We start from the raw sequence: 18,670 nt of genomic DNA on the forward strand, positions 1-18,670 counted from the left end.
CCCTTATCCCAAAGTCTTATTTTATCATAATTAATTGTGATTAAATTCAACTTGTTGATAATAAATTAGGGTGTGAAACCCTTGCTATTTCAACAGTTCCCGACTTAACAGGAAAAGTCAGATTGGGCATGGGGCATTAGTTATTAATCACTTGACTTCTAACTTCTAATAACGTCAGTTGCAGAGGTTGAGCTTCTCTTGTCAGGCATGGAATTTCAAGTGTTTTATTCTGTATATATTCATTAAGAATAGTATAAATACTAACTTAGCACTCCCCATTACCGCTGCTCCACCGTCAGAGTATAGTCATGCTTGACCCCAGGATTAAATGTACCCACCCAAATCCGATAGGTGCCACTTTTCCAGTTGCGATCGCTAACGCTAGCATCTTTACTTTTGCCAGTGTCATCGCCGCAACGAATTGTCGTTTGATCTGGGCCTTGGATGAGTAAAGTGGTATCGTTGTTGTTGCTATCGACTTGTATTGTCAGCTGGGAAAAGTCCTTTTCCAAAACCATAATATGATCTGGAGTAGGATCGGCAAAGCCAATACAGGCTTTTTGATCGTGATCGCGGTTACTTATGGCAGACAATGAGTAAGAACCACCTGTAAACCCCTGCACTCTTCCTTGTGCTGGATCAAAGTTTGTTGATAAATTTAAAGTGCCAAAATTTCCTGTCTCTGCTATTACAGGGGTAGCTGTGATGACGGTAAGTATAGCCAACAACCAGCCGCCGCGAAACTGAAGTCGGGGGCGACAGTATTTCATAGTAGCCCTCCAACAGGCTTTTAAATTAGTAGTGATATATACATATTCTACTGAAAAAATTCCAGTGAAATTTCAGTTGGTTGTGCCACATTAGAATGTGCCACAAGTAATAGCTTTGAAAGCAGGCAGCTAATTGCTAGGCTGTTTCTTGATCTAGACAGCAGCTACAATTCCCTAAGTATAGGTAATTGGTTTTGCTGACTTTTCACGGGATGTGGAAAAGGTTATTTTGAGGGTTTCTCAAACCCTAACTTTTACGTTACCTATTTTCATTAACTTAGAGTTATTGAGAATTAGACTGTGGAAAAAGCCACGCTGTTTCGTGGTTTGAGGACTTACCGTGAAAAGTCAGATTGGTTTTGGGGGTTCCTTAGCTGTCACAGGGGCATGATTAACTTGTGGTTTTGGGCAATTGCTACTAACTGGTCGCGTAGCATATTGTAGAGAAGGCAGGCTATGCCTACGTGTCTATCATTCACGCCAAAGCCGTCCAGAACTCACCTAAAGTTGAATGATTGGAAAATAACTCTAGCTGAAATTTGAGGATTTTGAACAAGACTTGTTTGCTCAACTGGTGACAGATGTGCCACAGTGGACTGAGTGGATGGCTTGACTTGTGCGATCGCTATCACTACCACAAGAACATTTTTTAAAGCGCAAATGTATTGCCTAATCTGCCGAAATTCGCATCTGACAACGACTTAATCAACGCCTGAAATTGTTCATCTGAACGAATATTATCAAAATCTGAGTCAGTTTTCGCCATATCTTGGTATTGGTTAGGACTCAGATTGATCGCTTGTTGCAGGTTAAAGACTGCTTGCTCTATATGAAGCAATTGAGCATAACAGCAAGCCTTCCCATAAAAAGTGTCGGAGTCGTCTGGACAAACTTGGTCATATTTATCATAGCTGGTGAGAGCCTCTTCAAAGCGTTTGAGACTTAACAGCGTATTAGCTCGGTTATACCAGGCTTGAGGTAAATCTCTTTGAAATTTAAGGGATCGGTCGAAGCTAGCCAGTGCCTCTTCAAAACGCCCCAAATTCATTAAGGAAAAACCCAGGTTACACCAAGCTTGCGGAAAATCATCCTGAAATTCAATCGCACGTTCATTGGAGGCGATCGCCTCTTCAAAGCGTTCTAAGGTTAATAACGTCAAACCTCGGTTATACCAAGCTTCAAAGTTTTCTTTTTGAAATTCAATTGCTTTATCATAAGAAGCTATTGCTTGATCATAGCGTCCCAATTCATCCAATGCAAACCCCCGTATGTTCCATGCTGCACTGAAGTCGGCTTTCAGTTTAAGGGATTGCTCGATGCTAGCAAGAGCATCTTCATAGCGTTCTAATTTCAATAAAGCATCGCTGCGAAAATACCAAGCGTTAGAGTCATCAGATTTTAATTTTACAGCATTGTCTAAATTAGCAAGCGCCTCTTCAAAACGTTCTAAGGTTAATAACGTCAAACCTCGGTTTTCCCAAGCTTCATGTAAATCAGGCATGAGTTTTAAGGCTTGTTCAAACGCTTCGAGTGCTTCCAAGTTACGTCCTAAAAGCCTTAAAGCAATACCTCTATTGCACCAAGCGCCATGAAAGTTGGGTTGGAATACCAGTGCTTGATCGCAGGCAGCCAGAGCCTCATCAAAGCGACCCAAATTTGACAGCACGTACCCCTGATTTACCCAGACTTCATAGTTACCAGGCTTTAGTTCGTTGGCTCGTTCAAATGCTTCCAGAGCCTCATCGAAACATCTTTTATTTAAAAGTTCAACGCCCAAGTTAAACCAAACCTTGTCTTGATCTGGTTGAATTTCTAAAGACACAGTATCGCTCTCCTTTTGTGGAGCTATATTCCCCTCATTATTTATAAAGGTTAGTTATAAATAGCTCGGCGGAAATAATTATTGTTGGGATAAGACAGTTCTTGCTGGGAGCAGAGGAAGAAAGAGTTTAAGCCTTATTTACTTTTCTTTACACCGTTTGGTTTTATTGCACCGACTTACTTAATTCAGCACTCTGATAATTACTACCACTTGGGTGCTGGCGATTTCGGAAAACTGTTGCTTGGTTATAAAAACTTCCTCCCAGACAACGAGCGATTGCTCCTGCTGTCTCAACTTTTAAACGTTGTCTTTAGGCTCTTAACCCATCCTTAGAGGCTCCACCTCCTCTTTCTTGACTAGAGGCACCTCTCAGAATACATTCCCAGCCTAAAGGCTGGGGACTAGGCTACACAAGACTTTGGGCTTATCTTAATGCCATTCCTTTATCAACTCTGATGGCAGCAGATAAAATAATTTTAGGATAAAGTCTTTCTTTGTAGTAATAGCGATAAATTATGCAGGCGCATTGTATTGTTAAAAAGTTCAATTGAGAATATATTGCTATTTTTGACATGATGCGTTTGCTTTGCACAAGTGCAAAACTTAACCCCCTCCCTGATCTCGAAAATGAGCGAACGTACAGTTAATTATTGGTTACTTTATTACTTCCAAAGCTCCCCCGACTCTAATGAATTTCTTAACTGAACTGTATTGAGTTAAAAGCACTCTCAGAGCAATATGGAAATCACTGCTAGTTTATCTTAAAGCAACTGGTTGGGCATCAATTCGAGTACGGAACAGACTGTAAGGTTTCTGGCGTAGGTCTTTTCCTTGGTGATATCTGGCTTGACGATGTAGCTGATTAGCTGTGAAGTAAAGATAACCATCTTTTGCAACTGAGAGAGTATCCGGCCAAAGAACACGTGGGTCATGAATTAGGGGTTCAATCATCCCTCGTTCGTTACGGCGAAAAATAGCGTTTTGCTCATAGTTCGTCAGATATACTCGGTTTAGAGCATCCGATTCAAGTCCATCAGAACCCCCGCCCTTATCACCATGATCTTCGACTGTTGCTGCAACCTGTGCATCACTCATTTGTTGATTGGAAAGTGCATCAACGCTAACGCTGTAGAGTTTACGGCTAGCTAGAGGACAATAAAATAGACGCTTTCCATCTGCACTGATAGCAATGCCATCTGAACCTAACTTAATATAACTGGGGGGTTGGTTAAGTGGTCGGCTCATCAACGGTTGACCTTCAACACTAGGCAAAAAATTTGGCTCTGCCTTAGTAGAAGGATGATCATTCAGCCGTCGCCAACTTTTACCACTGGCTAAATCAACAACAATGATACCATTGGCACCTTTATCAGATGAGTCAGTAATAAACGCTATACCTGCTTCACCCCGTCGCAAGTCAAAGCGCACATCATTCAAATATGTGGTTGGTAAAGCTACTTCTTGGGGAAAAAGGATAGTTTTAAAGATCCGATTTTGCTTGAGGTCAACACCAATGAGTTTTGGACCACCGTAGGAAGTTGGTGCAAATTCGATGCTTCCAGTATCGAGAATCCAAAGACGGTCTTGTGGATCAACAACAACACTTTGAACAGAAACTAATGATTTTGACTGTTCGCCGCTGTTAACTTGATTGATTTGGGCATTTGGGTAGGCTACAGCACGACCATTCTTGATCTCTGCAACTGTAAAGTTTACTGAATCGCCCCACCGGGGAAAGTTGACAAAAATACGCCCACTTTTAGATACGCTTACTCCTGTTAGCATTGGACCATTAAAAGCAGCAACTTGCTCTATATTGCCAATCGTCTTTGCTTGCGGTAAATTTCCACTACTTTTTGCCGCAAGTGATGGCATCATATAATAAGCCAGTGCGATCGCACAACCAACTAACAACCCAAGAAGTACTTTTTGCGTTCTCAACAACTTTTTGCCTCTAACACCACTTGATCATATTAAAAAATTACTAATTTCTTGAACTCTAACAAACGACAGATTCAATTAATTTCTTTTTTACAAAATACAGTAGAGATTAAATGATCAGACTAGAAAAAAGCTAGCTCTGACACTTGGCTCACATTTAAACAGTAATTCCTTTTGACAGCAATTTTCAACAACTACCTACTGGCAAACTTTACATACTGGATTCTTTGCCAACTAAAGGTAATAGCAAGTTCAATCATATTAACGTAAGTTTGATAAGTGCTATGTTAACTTCTCCTCCGACCCCTCTGTTACCAAGAGAAAAGAGTAAAACTGCAATTTAGCACTCACCATTGCCTCTATAGTTGTCCAAACCTAACTTTAACGTCGAGGATTTGGCTGAAATGCTTCTCCATGAGCTTTCATCTGAATGACGAATTAATAACAATTTTTTGATAGAGTGATGCTTTGTCAAACGCTAGGAATTTCCATGTCGTCCCAAGTATCGCTCCCCCAACCGCTCTATCCATGCCTACCCCTCACCGCTCTTGCACCCATGCAGGATGTGACAAACCTCTGGTTTATGAAGGTGATTGCCCACTACGGCAGCCCTGACTACTTTTTCACGGAGTATTTTCGCGTCAATGATACCTCACGGCTCAATCGTAGCATTCTAGCAGCAATTACCGAAAACGACACAGGTCGCCCTGTTTTTGCTCAAATGATTGGCGAAAGCATTCCCGATTTAGTAAGAACAGCAATTGATCTGTGCCGTTATAATATCGCTGGAGTTGATTTGAACATGGGCTGTCCAGCACCGAGAATCTATCGCAAAAATGTTGGGGGTGGATTGCTGCTATATCCAGAAAAAGTAGATCGGATATTGGCAGAACTACGGCAGGCAGTCAATGATCGACCTTTGACCGTGAAGATGCGGCTAGGCTTTGAAAATACAGACACTCTTTACGAAATTCTAGATATAATCAATCGCCACAGTATTGATTTGTTGAGTTTACATGGTCGCACAGTGAAAGATATGTACCACTCTTCAGTGAAATATGATTTGATTACTGAAGCAGTTAGACGAGTCCATTGTCCAGTGCTTGCCAATGGCAATATTCACTCTGCTTTTGCTGCTCTGAAAGTGCTTTCTCAAACGGGCGCAGCAGGTGTAATGGTGGGACGCTGGGCAATTGGCAATCCTTGGATTTTTAGTCAAATCCGGCAGGCTTTGCGCTTCGAGACGATCACGCCTGTTTATGCAGTAGAGGTACGCAACTATATTGATCGTTTATGGCAAACCCCAACCGCAGCAAATATGCCAGAGCGATCGCGCGTTGGCTACCTGAAAATGTTCCTCAACTACATTGCCCTCTTGGTTGATACTGAAGGTCATTTCCTACGGCTGATGCGACAAACACAGACTGAGATCGAACTGTTTAACCTCTGCGATCGCGTTCTCCTTTCTGATAGTACAAAAACTTTAGCCCTAGCACCATATTCAGGCATGTAACTATAACGAACCAGATTGCCCGATGAATGAGTGTTAAAACTGTCCCGCAACAGAAATTTATGTTTTAAAGTTGGAAATAGTTTGATAAACAGCGTTTGTTAACAAACCAATGAAAATGTTCGGCTTAGTCTTGCCAGTCCTGTTGATACTAAGCAAGCCTGCTATGGCAGTTGAGTTCAAAGGGCAAAATATTGATGGTCAAAAGCTGCCTGCTAAAGCTTACTATTTTGCCTTTGCCTGCTTTTAGTGGTACAAGCTTTCGCAGTGCTAATTTAACTGATGCTAATTTCACTGCTGGCACACTAAAAAGTACGGATTTTAGAAAAGCTAGCCAAGTGCTACCGCCAAGCGATCGCTTATCTTAAATGGATTCTACAGCAGAATTCTGGCAATCCTTATGTGGGTAACTTCAGTTAGTTTTCCAGCCTTAATATTGCTTGTTGTCTGATCTAATCCGCAGCGTATCAATCAGCGCAGCTAATGCGGGTGGAATCTGGCGACGGTTTGGGTGGTAAAGATAGTAACCCGGAGCTTGAGGGCACCACTCTGCCAACACTTGAATTAACCGACCCTCGGCAACAAGCTCGACAATCTGATCCTCAAAGAGATACCCAATTCCTTGTCCTGCCAATGCTGCTGCTAGAATCAGATCGCTGTCATTAAAGATAAGCGATCCATCAACTCTGACCTGAAACGATCGCCCATCTTGCTCAAACTCCCACAGATAAAGACCTCCAGAAGTTGTGTATCGATAGTTGATGCAGCAATGTTCGGCAAGGTCTTGGGGAGTCTTTGGGATCGGGTGGTGGGCGAAATAGGCAGGCGACCCAACCGTTGCCCAGCGCACCTCTGAGCTGATTCGCACTGAAATCATATCTTTGGCAATCTTCTCGCCGAATCGGATGCCCGCATCGTAGCGGCTCGAAACAATGTCAGCCAATCCTTCATTGATCGCGATCTCAACGCGGACATCGGGGTAGGTTTTGAGAAAACCAGGCAGCATGGGACACAGGATCGAAGTCGCAGCGTGTTTAAACGTAGTAATCCGTACTGTCCCAGCAGGTTTGTCTCGCAGTTCACTCAACGCAGTCAGTTCGGCGCTGATATCCTCAAAGGCAGGCCGCAACGTTCTTAAGAGTCGCTCACCTGCCTCGGTCGTTGAGACTTTCCGAGTCGTTCGCGCTAGCAATCGTAATTCCAGACGGTCTTCAAGCGATCGCATCGCATGGCTCAAGGCAGAGGCAGACATGCCCAGCTTCGCGGCGGCGCGCGTAAAGCTCATCTCGTCGGCAACTACGACGAATGCGGCTAAGTCGTTCAGTTGATCACGCTTCATTACTGCATATTTTTCATTAGTTCATTCTGATTATGCCATCTAGTCAAGAAATCGTATTCGATCTATTGTTGAAGTTCAGTCAGTGTTAAAAATCGCAATACGCACTTATTCGGAACTATATAATGCGCTACAACAAACTGGGATCTACAGGACTTTTCGTATCGGAACTATGCTTCGGTACCATGACCTTCGGAGGCAGAGGACCCACAAGTGTTATCGGCAAGGTGCAGCAGACAGAAGCAGATACCTTGCTTGCGTGGGCATTTGAGGCGGGCATCAACCTGATCGACACCGCCGATATTTACTCAGAGGGTGATTCCGAGCGGATCACCGGGCAGGCTTTGAAGAATTTGGGGACAAAGCGTGATGAGGTGATCGTAGCGACCAAAGTATTTGGCAACATGGGTTCAAAGCCGAATCAGCAAGGATCTTCACGCAGTCATATTCTCGATGGCGCAAAGGCAAGCCTTGAACGGCTGCAATTAGATTACATCGATCTGTATCAGCTCCACGGGTTTGATCCTGCCACTCCGATTGAGGAAACCCTCGGAGCCTTGAACGATCTGGTCAGACAGGGACTGGTTCGCTACATCGGGGTTTCAAACTGGGCGGCTTGGCAGATTGCAAAGGCATTCGGCATCTCCAACCTGCACAACCTGGCAAAGTTTGCTTCGCTTCAGGCTTATTACTCGATCGCAGGTCGGGACTTGGAACGTGAGATCGTGCCAATGCTGAGTAGCGAAGACCTCGGTCTGCTGGTCTGGAGTCCTCTAGCTGGAGGACTGTTGAGCGGTAAATATAATCGAGAGCAGCAGGAGCATGAAGGAAGCCGCCGCACTACATTTAAGTTTCCGCCTGTGGAGATGGATCGCGCCTACAACATCATTGATGTCTTGAAACAGATGGCTCAACACAAACAGGTTTCTGTGGCACAACTCGCCATTGCCTGGCTATTGCATCAGCCCCGCGTCACGAGTGTCATCCTCGGAACCAAACGGATTGAGCAGCTAACGGACAATTTGGGCGCGATCAACATTCTTCTCTCCGAGGAGGAACTGCGATCGCTAGATCAAGTCAGCCAAATTCCTGCGGAGTACCCTGGTTGGATGCTAGACTTTTGGAGCCAAGCCAGAGTTCAGCAGTTGAAAAATTCACGCACCGTTATTCCAGTTAGAAGAGAAACTGCATGAACCTCACTACTTTCCGTACCCTCGGTCGTTCTGGCTTGATTGTTAGCCCGATCGCCCTCGGAACGATGACCTTCGGAAACTCGCAATGGGGTTCGCTCGACGAGGAGTCTGAGTCCATCTTCCACGCTTACGTCGAGGCTGGCGGCAACTTTCTCGACACCACCGATGTGTATGCAAAGGGTTGCAGCGAAGAACTAATTGGCGGTTACGTCTGCGATCGCAGCCTGCGCGAGCAAGGTTGAGTAAACTGCACGGTAATCTATCCTCGCTAGAGATTCACCTCACTCTCGAACAGCTTCAAACGCTTGATAAGAGTAATGCGCTGAGCAATGCTCTTCTTCATGCCTCACACCCCAATACCTGCAACCCCAAAACCAATAATATCAAGAATTTGTGCTTATCAAGCGTACCATTCCCCCCTGCCTTAAGAGCCTCTTAAGCTTACCCATAATAGATCACAGCATCGCATTGCTCCTCTCAGTAATGAGAATGGGTTGGCTCATTTAATAATTGATCATCCCCATTGTTGACTCATCCCTCCTCCTATATTTAAGGGACTTGCATTCCGTGTTGCACAGCCGGACGTTGCTGCATCATGTCCACCCAGCGTTTGAGATTTGGGTAGTTGTCGAGTGTTAAACCCTGAAATTCATAAATCGCTATCCACGGATAAGTAGCAATATCAGCAATAGAATAGTCACTACAGATAAATTCATTGTCTTGTAGTTGTTTATTTAGGACACCATAAATACGTAAAGTTTCCTTTTCGTAACGTTCGATGGCGTAGGGAATTTTTTCGGATGCAAAGCGTTTAAAGTGGTTAAGTTGTCCAAACATTGGCCCGACTCCTCCCATTTGGAACATCAGCCACTCTAGGACTTGAAAACGGCTTTTTTGGTCAATTGGTAAGAGTTTGCCTGTTTTTTCGGCTAAGTAAATCAGAATTGCGCCGGATTCAAAAACTTTAATCTTAGTCTCTTGGTCAACAATGGCAGGAATTTTACTATTGGGATTGATGGCGACATATTCAGGTGTAAATTGCTGTTGAGTAGTAATGTCAATTTTGTGCACATTGTAGGGCAATTTGACTTCTTCCAACATGACGGAAGCTTTGCGTCCATTGGGCGTGGTGAAGGTGTACAGATCAATCATGTGCTGCTACTCCAGAATATTGGCAATTTTCAAAGGTAGTGTAGCTTTGATTGAAGAATGAGGGTATTGGTCGATAGAGAGATAATAGCAATACTAGAAGGAGGCAAAAGCTAAAGACGTTACTATTGCTCACATTTACGCTGTCAAAAATTAATTCGACGATATAATTTCAGTTAGAGGAATTTCTATGTTTAAATGTGTAATGCGATCGCGATCCCAATACTCACCCTTGCCCATGAGTGAGGGGTGTCCTTGGCAAGAGAAATGGAAGAGTATAGATAGGATAACCCTCATCAGCATTACCCTTTATATTGAGTTCGTTGCAGTCCGTACTTGTTTTTCTATAACAATGAATTATTTATACAAAAAAGATAAAGGATTGCTCATATTTTCTGCAAAACCAAGAATACTGCGATCACAATGTTCATAAATTAATTTACCTTCTGAATCAAATAGAAAGGTTCCTCCCCGTTGTGTTAAATAAGATGAATCTGGTACATAAGTATTCCAGTTGCTCAAAACTTCGGTCATATTTCTCAGACGCAGAGTTGCTAGTTCAAAAGGACGTTGAAAGCCTTTTCCTCCAGCAGCTTTGAAAAATGAACCTTTCATTGGTGGTAAAGGTGTACCCTTCACAACTTCCTCATCAGCAATTAACTGAGGAGCTTTTTTATCACCTTTATAACCTCGAAAAACTTCCTTTAGAGTTCCCGGACTACCAATCCCAGCACACATTAGCATTAAGTTCAGCCAAGCTTTTTGTGACGTTGATAGTATAGGAAATTGTAGAGATAAACCGCGATAAAGCCCTAAAAAAGCGTGTATTTCAGCTATTGTATCCATAAACAAACATTCTTGAGGAAATCCTGTATATTCACAAAACTTGATACCAGAATTGCGGTTTCCAATTGCGATAGCGCGAATTGTGATTCCTCTTGCTTCGATTTGTTCTTTTTCTCTTTGCAGCCACCAGGCGTATTCTAAATTATCAAAATCTCCTAACTGTGACCAAATAAGTACGAGCAACTTTGAACTATTCGAGCAACCATCTAAAACGGGTTTAATCTCTCCATCACTAACTCGCAAGCGTTGAGTTTGACTCAAAATAGAGTAAATATCTGGAAAATTGGAACGTGTTTGAGTATTCATGCAGGTAAGGGCAACAGTATTCAGATCCGAATGTCACGCTTGAAAACGCGAAACTCTTACTATAAAAATTACATTATTTCGTAATCCAGATCAGTGCTAAAAGAGCGATATTGAGCTTTATGGAATTGATGCCCCGGAAGTAAAACAAGGTGAAGTGCCAGCACAAGTATTAGGTAATGAAGCAAAAGATAAACATTACAGAGTCTCCTATTTCAAACCTCTGCTTAAAAGCACCTCGCTTTAGGGAGTTTTCGCTTGAAATATCCTGCACATTTATTAGCCTTTCATACTTACCATCATCACGTTTAAAATAGTACCAAGATACATAAACAGGAAACTTTAAACCTCGAAGGTGCAGTTATTGTCCTCGCTTATGTAGTTGAGAAACGCAATACCCCGAAGTTAATTTATGAGTACAAGCGATACCCGCAATGACGTGGTACTTCAGCTTTCAGACACCGTGTAGAAATTCTACATTTGCCTTTGGCTGTATCTACGAGGATGATCACTTGGAAGTGCTTGGTTAATTTTTTAGGTAAACAAAAGACCCAACTTTAATCACAACTGTGCAAAAGAAGAAGTACCTTTTCCTCTCCATACATGAAAACTCCAAGGTACTCTCCACTGACCAACAACCAAATACACCACTGAGTTAGAGATGATTCACTCTTAAAAAGTATGCTTCAATGTAGCATAAATCATCTGAATCTATTACGCTCCCATGAATGACGCGCCCTCTGCCACTCATTGCTACTAGCTTACCGCGCTGCTTACAGCACCCTTAAGGGCTGCAATTCCCTGTTCAATGCTAGCCCACAGACCCATGTCAGGTTCCTTACCAGCTATCTCTCGCGTTCCGACGAAGTAAAGAACGCCTTTAAGAATCTCTTGGTGAGCGCGATTTTCAAAATTAACTCGGTTGAGCGGTTCCATCAAATCTTGAAGGTCATCATTCAAGGACTGGGCAACCTTGTGTAGAACCAGCCCGGTCATTGTCTGTTGATGCTTTAGCAACTCAAGCTGTAAGTACTTGTCATACAGAGTTAGCTCAGAGCCGCTCATCATTTGGCTTACCTTCTGGGCATGTTGTTGAGTAATGTCGCGAGGTTCTGCTGCGTTGCCGTATCTAGAAATAGCTGCTTCGATGATGCCGAGATTTTCGCGATCGCTCTTTATCATTCCTTCGAGCCGCTCGCAAATCGTATTGTCGTCCGTCTGTGCTATTAACTTTTGCTCAGTTTCCAACAGAACATTCTGAAAAAGCTTTAGATCAGCAAGCTTAGTTGCTATATTTGTCACATTAGCCATTATTATTAACTCCAGACTACAGGTTTTATCGGTTATCACAAGCAAACTCACTTTTTCCATATTCTCGTGAGGTTTGAGTAAGTCCGTCCCTCCTCAGAAAGATTTATATCAAGTTTGGTAGGTATGTTTAGTATAAACAGTAGTCTCGATTTTTATATTTGAGCAACTATCTGAAAATTTACAGCTTCATGTTAAATAGTTGGCCAACCCAAGCGCTACAAAAGGAATAGCCATCAGCATGGTTTGGAATTTTGTATGCCGAAGCTCAAGGTGACCTGACTTTTGCTGTTAATCTCAAAAAGCTTGCTGGCAAAGGATTTAATGGGACTTAAACATTTTTTAGGAATAAACAAGCCTCAAACCCATACAGGGTAAGGAAAATACACCAAATACTCAAAAATGCCCCAAAACCAGATATATCAATAAACTAAGCAAAACGATGTCAAAGTCTTTCTATATATAGATTTGAGGCTCTTTTGTAGGTGTTTTTTGTCTAAGTCCCACTATTAATTACTCTCGATAGCGTTATCCAACATCAAGTTGATGGGAATACTAATGTCAGTAAGGAAAACCAAATTCTGTCATAAGGTATATAGATGGCGACTGTGAACTCTATCCCCATGATTCCAGGATATCAAATTAACTTTCAACTGTACGCTGGCTCCAGAACCAATGTATATCGAGCTATCCGCCAATCAGACCAACTTCCAGTCGTTATTAAACTTCTGACCTCAGAGTATCCCAGTTTTAACGAATTACTGCAATTTCGCCATCAGTATACAATCAGTAAAAATCTCAATATTGCTGGAATTATTCATCCCTTATCGCTAGAAATCTATGGCAATGGCTACATCTTGGTGATGGCAGATCCCGGAGAAATTTCTTTAGGAGAATACATTAAAAACTCGAATATATCCTTAGTAGAAGTTTTGAATATTGCTATTCAACTAGTCTGCATTCTCCACGATTTACACGAAAATCGCGTTATTCATAAAGATATTAAACCAGCAAATATTCTGATTCATCCAAAAAAAAAACAAATTCAACTCATTGACTTTAGTATTGCTTCATTACTACCTAAAGAAACCCAAGAAATTAAAAATCCAAATATTTTAGAAGGAACTCTCGCCTATATTTCCCCAGAACAAACAGGCAGAATGAACCGTGGCATCGACTACCGCAGCGATTATTATTCTCTGGGTGTAACATTATATGAAATATTAACCAAAGAGTTACCATTTAATTGTGATAACCCGATGCAGTTGGTACATTATCATCTGACAAAAATGCCACAGCAGCTAGAAAGCAGATGCAAAGAAATACCAAAAGTCTTATGGGATATTGTCATGAAGTTAATGGCGAAAAACGCTGAAGATAGATATCAAAGTGCATTGGGATTAAAGCATGATTTAGAACTTTGTCTAGCCCAACTCCAAGATACAGGAGAAATTAGAGATTTTGAAATCGGTCAGTGGGATGTCTGCGATCACTTCCTCATCCCGGAAAAATTATATGGCAGAGAAGCAGAAGTAGCTAGCTTATTACAAGCATTTGAGCGTGTGACTCACGGCACATCAGAAATCATGCTAGTAGCGGGATTTTCCGGGATTGGTAAAACTGCTGTGGTGAATGAAGTCCACAAACCAATTACCCGTCAGCAGGGTTATTTCATTAAAGGTAAGTTTGACCAATTCAATCGTAATATTCCCTTATCCGCCTTTGTGCAAGCTTTACGCGACTTAATAGCGCAATTGTTGTCAGAATCAGACGTACAATTGGTAGAGTGGCGCAATCAAATTGTTCAAGTTGTTGGAGACAATGGGCAAGTTTTGATTGAAGTAATTCCAGAATTAGAACAGGTAATTGGTAAACAACTGCCTGCACCAGAATTATCGGGAACGGCGGTACAAAATCGGTTTAATTTGCTCTTTCAAAACTTTATTGCTGTCTTCACTACAAGCGAACATCCACTGGTGATGTTTCTAGATGATTTACAGTGGGCAGATTTGGCTTCACTACAGTTAATTAAACTGCTGATGGCAAATCAAAAATATCTTCTTTTATTAGGTGCTTATCGAGATAATGAAGTGTCAGCCACACATCCATTTATGTTGAAAGTGGAGGAACTCAAGAAAGCTGGTAAGACTGTTAATATTATTACTCTTGCCCCCCTTGACTTGAGTGATACCAATCAGTTAGTGGCTGATACTTTACATTGTCCGACACAGATATCACATCCCCTAACAGAATTAATTAATCGCAAAACTAAAGGCAATCCCTTTTTTATCACTCAGTTTCTCAAGGCTTTATACGAAGATAAAAAAATTAAATTTCATCACCAGCAAGGTTATTGGGAATGTGATTTTACTGAAGTCAATGCGCTATCTGTGACTGATGATGTGGTGGAATTTATGGCTACTCAGTTACAGAAGTTGCCCCAGCAAACGCAAAATGTTCTGAAGTTAGCTGCTTGTATTGGTAACTCTTTTAATTTAACTACTTTGGCAATTGTTTCACAACAGTCGCCACAGGAAGCGGCAGATGCTTTGTGGAAGGCTTTGCAGGAAGGATTGATTTTACCGCAAAGTCAAGTTTATAAGTTTTATCTCAGCCATGAGCAAGAAGTTAATACTAACAATATCAAAAATGTTGCTTATCGCTTTCTGCATGATCGCGTCCAACAAGCTGCTTATTGTTTAATTCCCAAAGACCAAAAACAAGCTACTCATTTGGCAATCGGTCAATTATTGCACGCTAATACACCTGTAAATCAACAAGAAACATATATTTTTGAAATTGTCAATCATCTGAATATAGGCATTGATTTGATAACTCAGCCTGACAAAAAACTGGAGTTAGTCCAACTGAATTTGCTGGCGGGACGCAAAGCCAAAGCAGCGATCGCCTATAGTGCTGCTGTCAAATGTTGCACCCAAGGTATTGACTTACTGCCCTCTGATGCCTGGACAGAACATTACAAACTAACCCTGAATCTGCATAATGAGCGTTTAGAAGCTGCCTGCCTAAATACAGACTTTGACAAGCTAGCAGCATGGGGTGACGTTGTGTTGCAATCTGCTACTTCTTTGCTGGATACTATTAAAGTCTATGAAACCCGAATGATGGCATTCCGGTCTCAAGGTCAATTTGCCAAAGTAGTTGAGACTGGGTTGCAAGTATTGAAATTACTCGGTGTAGAATTTCCTGAACAGCCAACTATGGCAGATATTAACGCAGCAGCCCAACATACAAGGCAACTATGGATGGGGCGCGCACCCATAAGCTTGCTAGATTTACCTGTAATGAGCGATCCACATCAACTGGCAGCCATGCAAATAATGACTACACTGGTGTCCTCTGCATACATTGGTAAACCGACACTGTTACCACTACTTACATCTAAACAAGTAGAGATGGCTATCCAGTTTGGCAATTCATCTATTGCTATCTTTTCTTATGCAGACTACGGAGTGACTCTTTGTGGTTTTATTGGAGATATTGATGCTGGGTATGAGTTTGGACAACTTTCGTTAAAGTTACTAGAACAACACCAGATTAACACTTTTAAAAGCAGAGCTTACTTTATTGTCAACAGCTTTATTCGGCATTGGAAAGAACCATTAAATCACAGTATCCCATTTTTGCTAGAAGCTTATCAGAGTGGCTTAGAAACCGGAGATTTGGTATGCGTGGCGTTGAACTTAGTGGCATATAGTCAATGTAGCTATTGGAGTGGTCAAGAATTAAATGATTTGGCTGAGGAAATGGAGACTTATCGGCAAGTCATCAGCCAGGTCAAACAAGAAGCAACGTTAAAATATCATGAATGTTACCAGCAAGCGATTCTCAATTTATTAGGAGAAGCGGAAGTTCCTTATTGTTTACAGGGCAAAGTCTTTAATGCTGCTCAAATTTTGCCCAGCTTACAAGCTGCCAGCAATCGCACGGGGTTATTCTATCTTCATCTCAATCAAGCTGTTCTCTGTTATTTGTTCGGAGAATACGAAATAGCCTCACAACAAGCAGCCTTAGCAGAAGAGTATAGCAATGCTGTAACTGGCTATTTCGTCGTAGTTGTGCGAGTTTTTTATGATGCTTTAATTCATCTAGCACGCTACACTGATGCTAACGCTCAAGAACAATCAGCCATTTTAGAGCGAATCAATGCCCATCAAGAAAAACTACAAACTTGGGCTACTCATGCCCCATTCAATCATCAACATCGTTGCCAACTTGTGGCAGCAGAACGCTATCGAGTGCTTGGTCAATTTGCTGAGGCGATGGAACATTATGATTTGGCTATTGCCCAAGCCAAAACACACGGTTATGTGCAAGAAGAAGCACTTAGCAATGAACTGGCAGCTAAATTTTACCTAAGTTGGGGCAAACAGAAAGTGGCGGCAGGTTATATGCAGGAGGCATACTACTGTTACGCTCGTTGGGGCGCAAAAGCCAAAACTAAAGATCTGGAAAATCACTATCCTGATTTACTGCATGTTATTCTCCAGCAGGGAGTACAACCTCTGAATGTCCTGGAAACGCTATCGAAGAACCCTACTCAGCTTTCGGTTCATAGCTCCACTGATTTGAGCCGTTCTTCTAGCGCTAACATCAATATTGCCCTTGATTTTGCTGCCATCCTCAAAGCCTCTCAAAGTCTCTCCGGCACAATTCAACTCGATGAACTGCTATACCAACTGACTCAGATTATTCTGCAACATTCCGGGGGCGATCGCTGTGCCTTAATCTTGCCTAATAGTCAAGGCGAATGGCATGTCAGAGCCATTGCCACACCCGAAACCACAAAACTGTGTTCCGAACCCCTAGAGGGTAATCCCAACTTACCTCTCAAGTTGATCCGGTACGTCAAAAATACCCAAAAAGTTGTGGTAATTGACGAACTCAAAACTAATTTACCTGTAATTGATGAGTATTTAAGTCAACGACAACCAAAAAGTTTACTGTGCTTGCCAATTCTCAATCAAGGACATTTAATTGGGATTTTGTATTTGAAGAATCGCTTCACCAGTACTGTGTTTACGAGTAATCGCATCCTCATCCTCAATTTCCTTTGTACCCAAGCCGCCATTTCTCTAGAAAATGCCCGTCTTTATCAAGATTCACAAATTTATGCTCAACAGTTAGAACAATCTTTAGAAAAATTACGGTTTAGTGAAGCCCGCTTTCAGAAACTAGCAGATAATGTTCCTGGTTTAATTTATCAAATCCGGATAAAAGCTGATGGTTCAGCTTCAGTACCCTACGTCAGTTCTGGGTGTCAAACTCTTTACGAAGTCCCAGCAGAGGATCTCAAGTCTGGGAAATACAGCCTGCGTGATTTTGAACACCCCGACGATCAAGCAGAGGCTTTTCGGGCAGTTGTCGAGTCAGCACAAAATCTTACCCCATTTCGACATGAGTGGCGTATTGTTACACCCAATGGGAACATCAAGTGGGTAAAAGCGGCTTCCCAGCCAGAACGCAAAGAGGATGGTGAAATGGTATGGGATGGAATGCTAATTGATATTAGCGATCGTAAACTTGCTGAAGTTGCCATTGAGCAAAAATCTCAAGAACTGGAAAATGCTCTCCAAGAACTACAACAAGCCCAAATGCAAATGATACAACATGAAAAAATGTCTGCACTGGGTAACTTAGTTGCTGGGGTAGCTCATGAAATGAACAATCCTCTCGGTTTTATTTCAGCCAGTCTCAAACAAGCTAAACCCACTTTGGCTGATATTACCGAACACATGAAACTATATCAAAAATCTTTACCTAATCCCCAAGAGGAAATTCTTGACCATGCTGAAGAAATTGACTTAGATTATAGCTTAGAAGACTTACCGAAGATGATCAATGCAATGGTGATAGCTTGTGAGAGATTAGAAAATATCAGCACCAGCTTAAGAACTTTCTCCCGTGCCGATAAAGATTATAAAGTGCCATTTAACATAAATGAAGGCATTGATAGTACAATTTTAATTCTTAAACATCGCCTCAAAGCGAATGAGCAACGTCCAGAAATTCCAGTTGTAACTGAGTTTGATAATTTACAGTTAGTCAAGTGCTTTCCCGGACAATTAAATCAGGTATTTATGAATATTCTAGCTAATGCCATTGATGCTTTAGATGAGTCAAGTATAGGTCGGAGTTTTGAGTATCTAAAACTAAATCCTCACCAAATTATAGTAAGAACTGCCGTTGAAAATCATACCTTAAAAATATCAATTGCTGATAATGGCACAGGAATCAGCGAAGATATCAAGGCACGCATATTTGACCATTTATTTACTACGAAAGGAGTAGGGAAAGGCACAGGATTAGGACTAGCGATCGCACGGCAAATTGTGGAAGAAATACATGGGGGCAAAATTAAAGTTAATTCTGTTTTGGGAAAAGGAACAGAATTTGTAATTTATATTCCCATTACTGATAGCGGGACTTAAACTAGTACTATTGTTATCTCCTCAAACTTTGCGGGGGTAA

11 protein-coding genes and 1 pseudogene are annotated in these 18,670 nt (G+C 41.9%); 5 read left to right on the top strand and 7 right to left on the bottom strand.

Going from position 1 to position 18,670, the window contains the following annotated elements; genetic code table 11:
* Positions 1–278 precede the first annotated feature (278 nt).
* The 3 genes from V7K48_RS20480 to V7K48_RS20490 all read right to left on the bottom strand — a co-directional run bounded on the left by V7K48_RS20480 (position 279) and on the right by V7K48_RS20490 (position 4,536).
* Positions 279–770 (bottom strand): hypothetical protein, encoded by a 492-nt coding sequence (locus V7K48_RS20480; RefSeq protein ID WP_335075048.1) that lies wholly within the window; start codon positions 768–770, stop codon positions 279–281.
* A 649-nt stretch (positions 771–1,419) separates the two neighbouring features.
* Positions 1,420–2,592, bottom strand: a complete 1,173-nt coding sequence (locus tag V7K48_RS20485; protein ID WP_335075049.1) for a tetratricopeptide repeat protein — start codon at positions 2,590–2,592, stop codon at positions 1,420–1,422.
* Positions 2,593–3,348: 756 nt separating this feature from the next.
* Complete coding sequence (locus V7K48_RS20490; protein WP_335075050.1) at positions 3,349–4,536, bottom strand: L-dopachrome tautomerase-related protein; 1,188 nt, start codon at positions 4,534–4,536, stop codon at positions 3,349–3,351.
* Between the two features lie 487 nt (positions 4,537–5,023).
* On the opposite strand from V7K48_RS20490, the gene V7K48_RS20495 reads away from it, so the two are divergent.
* Positions 5,024–6,046 carry a tRNA-dihydrouridine synthase family protein gene (locus tag V7K48_RS20495; RefSeq protein ID WP_335075051.1) on the top strand — a complete coding sequence of 341 codons (1,023 nt, stop codon included), beginning with the start codon at positions 5,024–5,026 and terminating at the stop codon, positions 6,044–6,046.
* 239 nt (positions 6,047–6,285) lie between these two features.
* A pseudogene (locus tag V7K48_RS35095) lies at positions 6,286–6,378 on the top strand (pentapeptide repeat-containing protein); the annotation flags it as partial.
* 95 nt (positions 6,379–6,473) lie between these two features.
* Here V7K48_RS35095 and V7K48_RS20505 read toward each other — a convergent pair.
* Entirely contained in the window at positions 6,474–7,382 is a 909-nt protein-coding gene (locus V7K48_RS20505; protein ID WP_335075053.1) for a LysR family transcriptional regulator, read from the bottom strand.
* Positions 7,383–7,504: 122 nt separating this feature from the next.
* Here V7K48_RS20505 and V7K48_RS20510 point away from each other — a divergent pair, with 122 nt between their 5' ends.
* Both V7K48_RS20510 and V7K48_RS20515 read left to right on the top strand, forming a co-directional pair.
* A complete protein-coding gene (locus tag V7K48_RS20510) occupies positions 7,505–8,572 on the top strand; it encodes an aldo/keto reductase (protein ID WP_335075054.1) in 1,068 nt (355 codons plus the stop codon).
* Complete coding sequence (locus V7K48_RS20515) at positions 8,569–8,814, top strand: aldo/keto reductase (RefSeq protein ID WP_335075055.1); 246 nt, start codon at positions 8,569–8,571, stop codon at positions 8,812–8,814. Before V7K48_RS20510 ends, V7K48_RS20515 begins: the two co-directional genes overlap by 4 nt.
* A 307-nt stretch (positions 8,815–9,121) precedes the next feature.
* On the opposite strand, the gene V7K48_RS20520 is transcribed toward V7K48_RS20515, so the two are convergent.
* The 3 genes from V7K48_RS20520 to V7K48_RS20530 all read right to left on the bottom strand — a co-directional run bounded on the left by V7K48_RS20520 (position 9,122) and on the right by V7K48_RS20530 (position 12,181).
* Positions 9,122–9,724: a glutathione S-transferase family protein gene (locus V7K48_RS20520; RefSeq protein WP_335075056.1), complete on the bottom strand. Its 603-nt coding sequence runs from the start codon at positions 9,722–9,724 to the stop codon at positions 9,122–9,124.
* Positions 9,725–10,078: 354 nt separating this feature from the next.
* The gene (locus V7K48_RS20525) at positions 10,079–10,873 is read right to left on the bottom strand and encodes a peroxiredoxin-like family protein (RefSeq protein ID WP_335075057.1); all 795 of its coding nucleotides are present in this window, start codon (positions 10,871–10,873) and stop codon (positions 10,079–10,081) included.
* A 753-nt stretch (positions 10,874–11,626) separates the two neighbouring features.
* Entirely contained in the window at positions 11,627–12,181 is a 555-nt protein-coding gene (locus V7K48_RS20530; protein WP_335075058.1) for a hemerythrin HHE cation-binding protein, read from the bottom strand.
* Positions 12,182–12,777: 596 nt separating this feature from the next.
* Between V7K48_RS20530 and V7K48_RS20535 the strand changes: the two genes are divergently transcribed.
* A complete protein-coding gene (locus V7K48_RS20535) occupies positions 12,778–18,630 on the top strand; it encodes an ATP-binding sensor histidine kinase (RefSeq protein ID WP_335075059.1) in 5,853 nt (1,950 codons plus the stop codon).
* The last annotated feature ends 40 nt before the right edge of the window (positions 18,631–18,670 follow it).

Source organism: Nostoc sp. (assembly GCF_036919615.1).
Lineage (GTDB): Bacteria > Cyanobacteriota > Cyanobacteriia > Cyanobacteriales > Nostocaceae > Nostoc.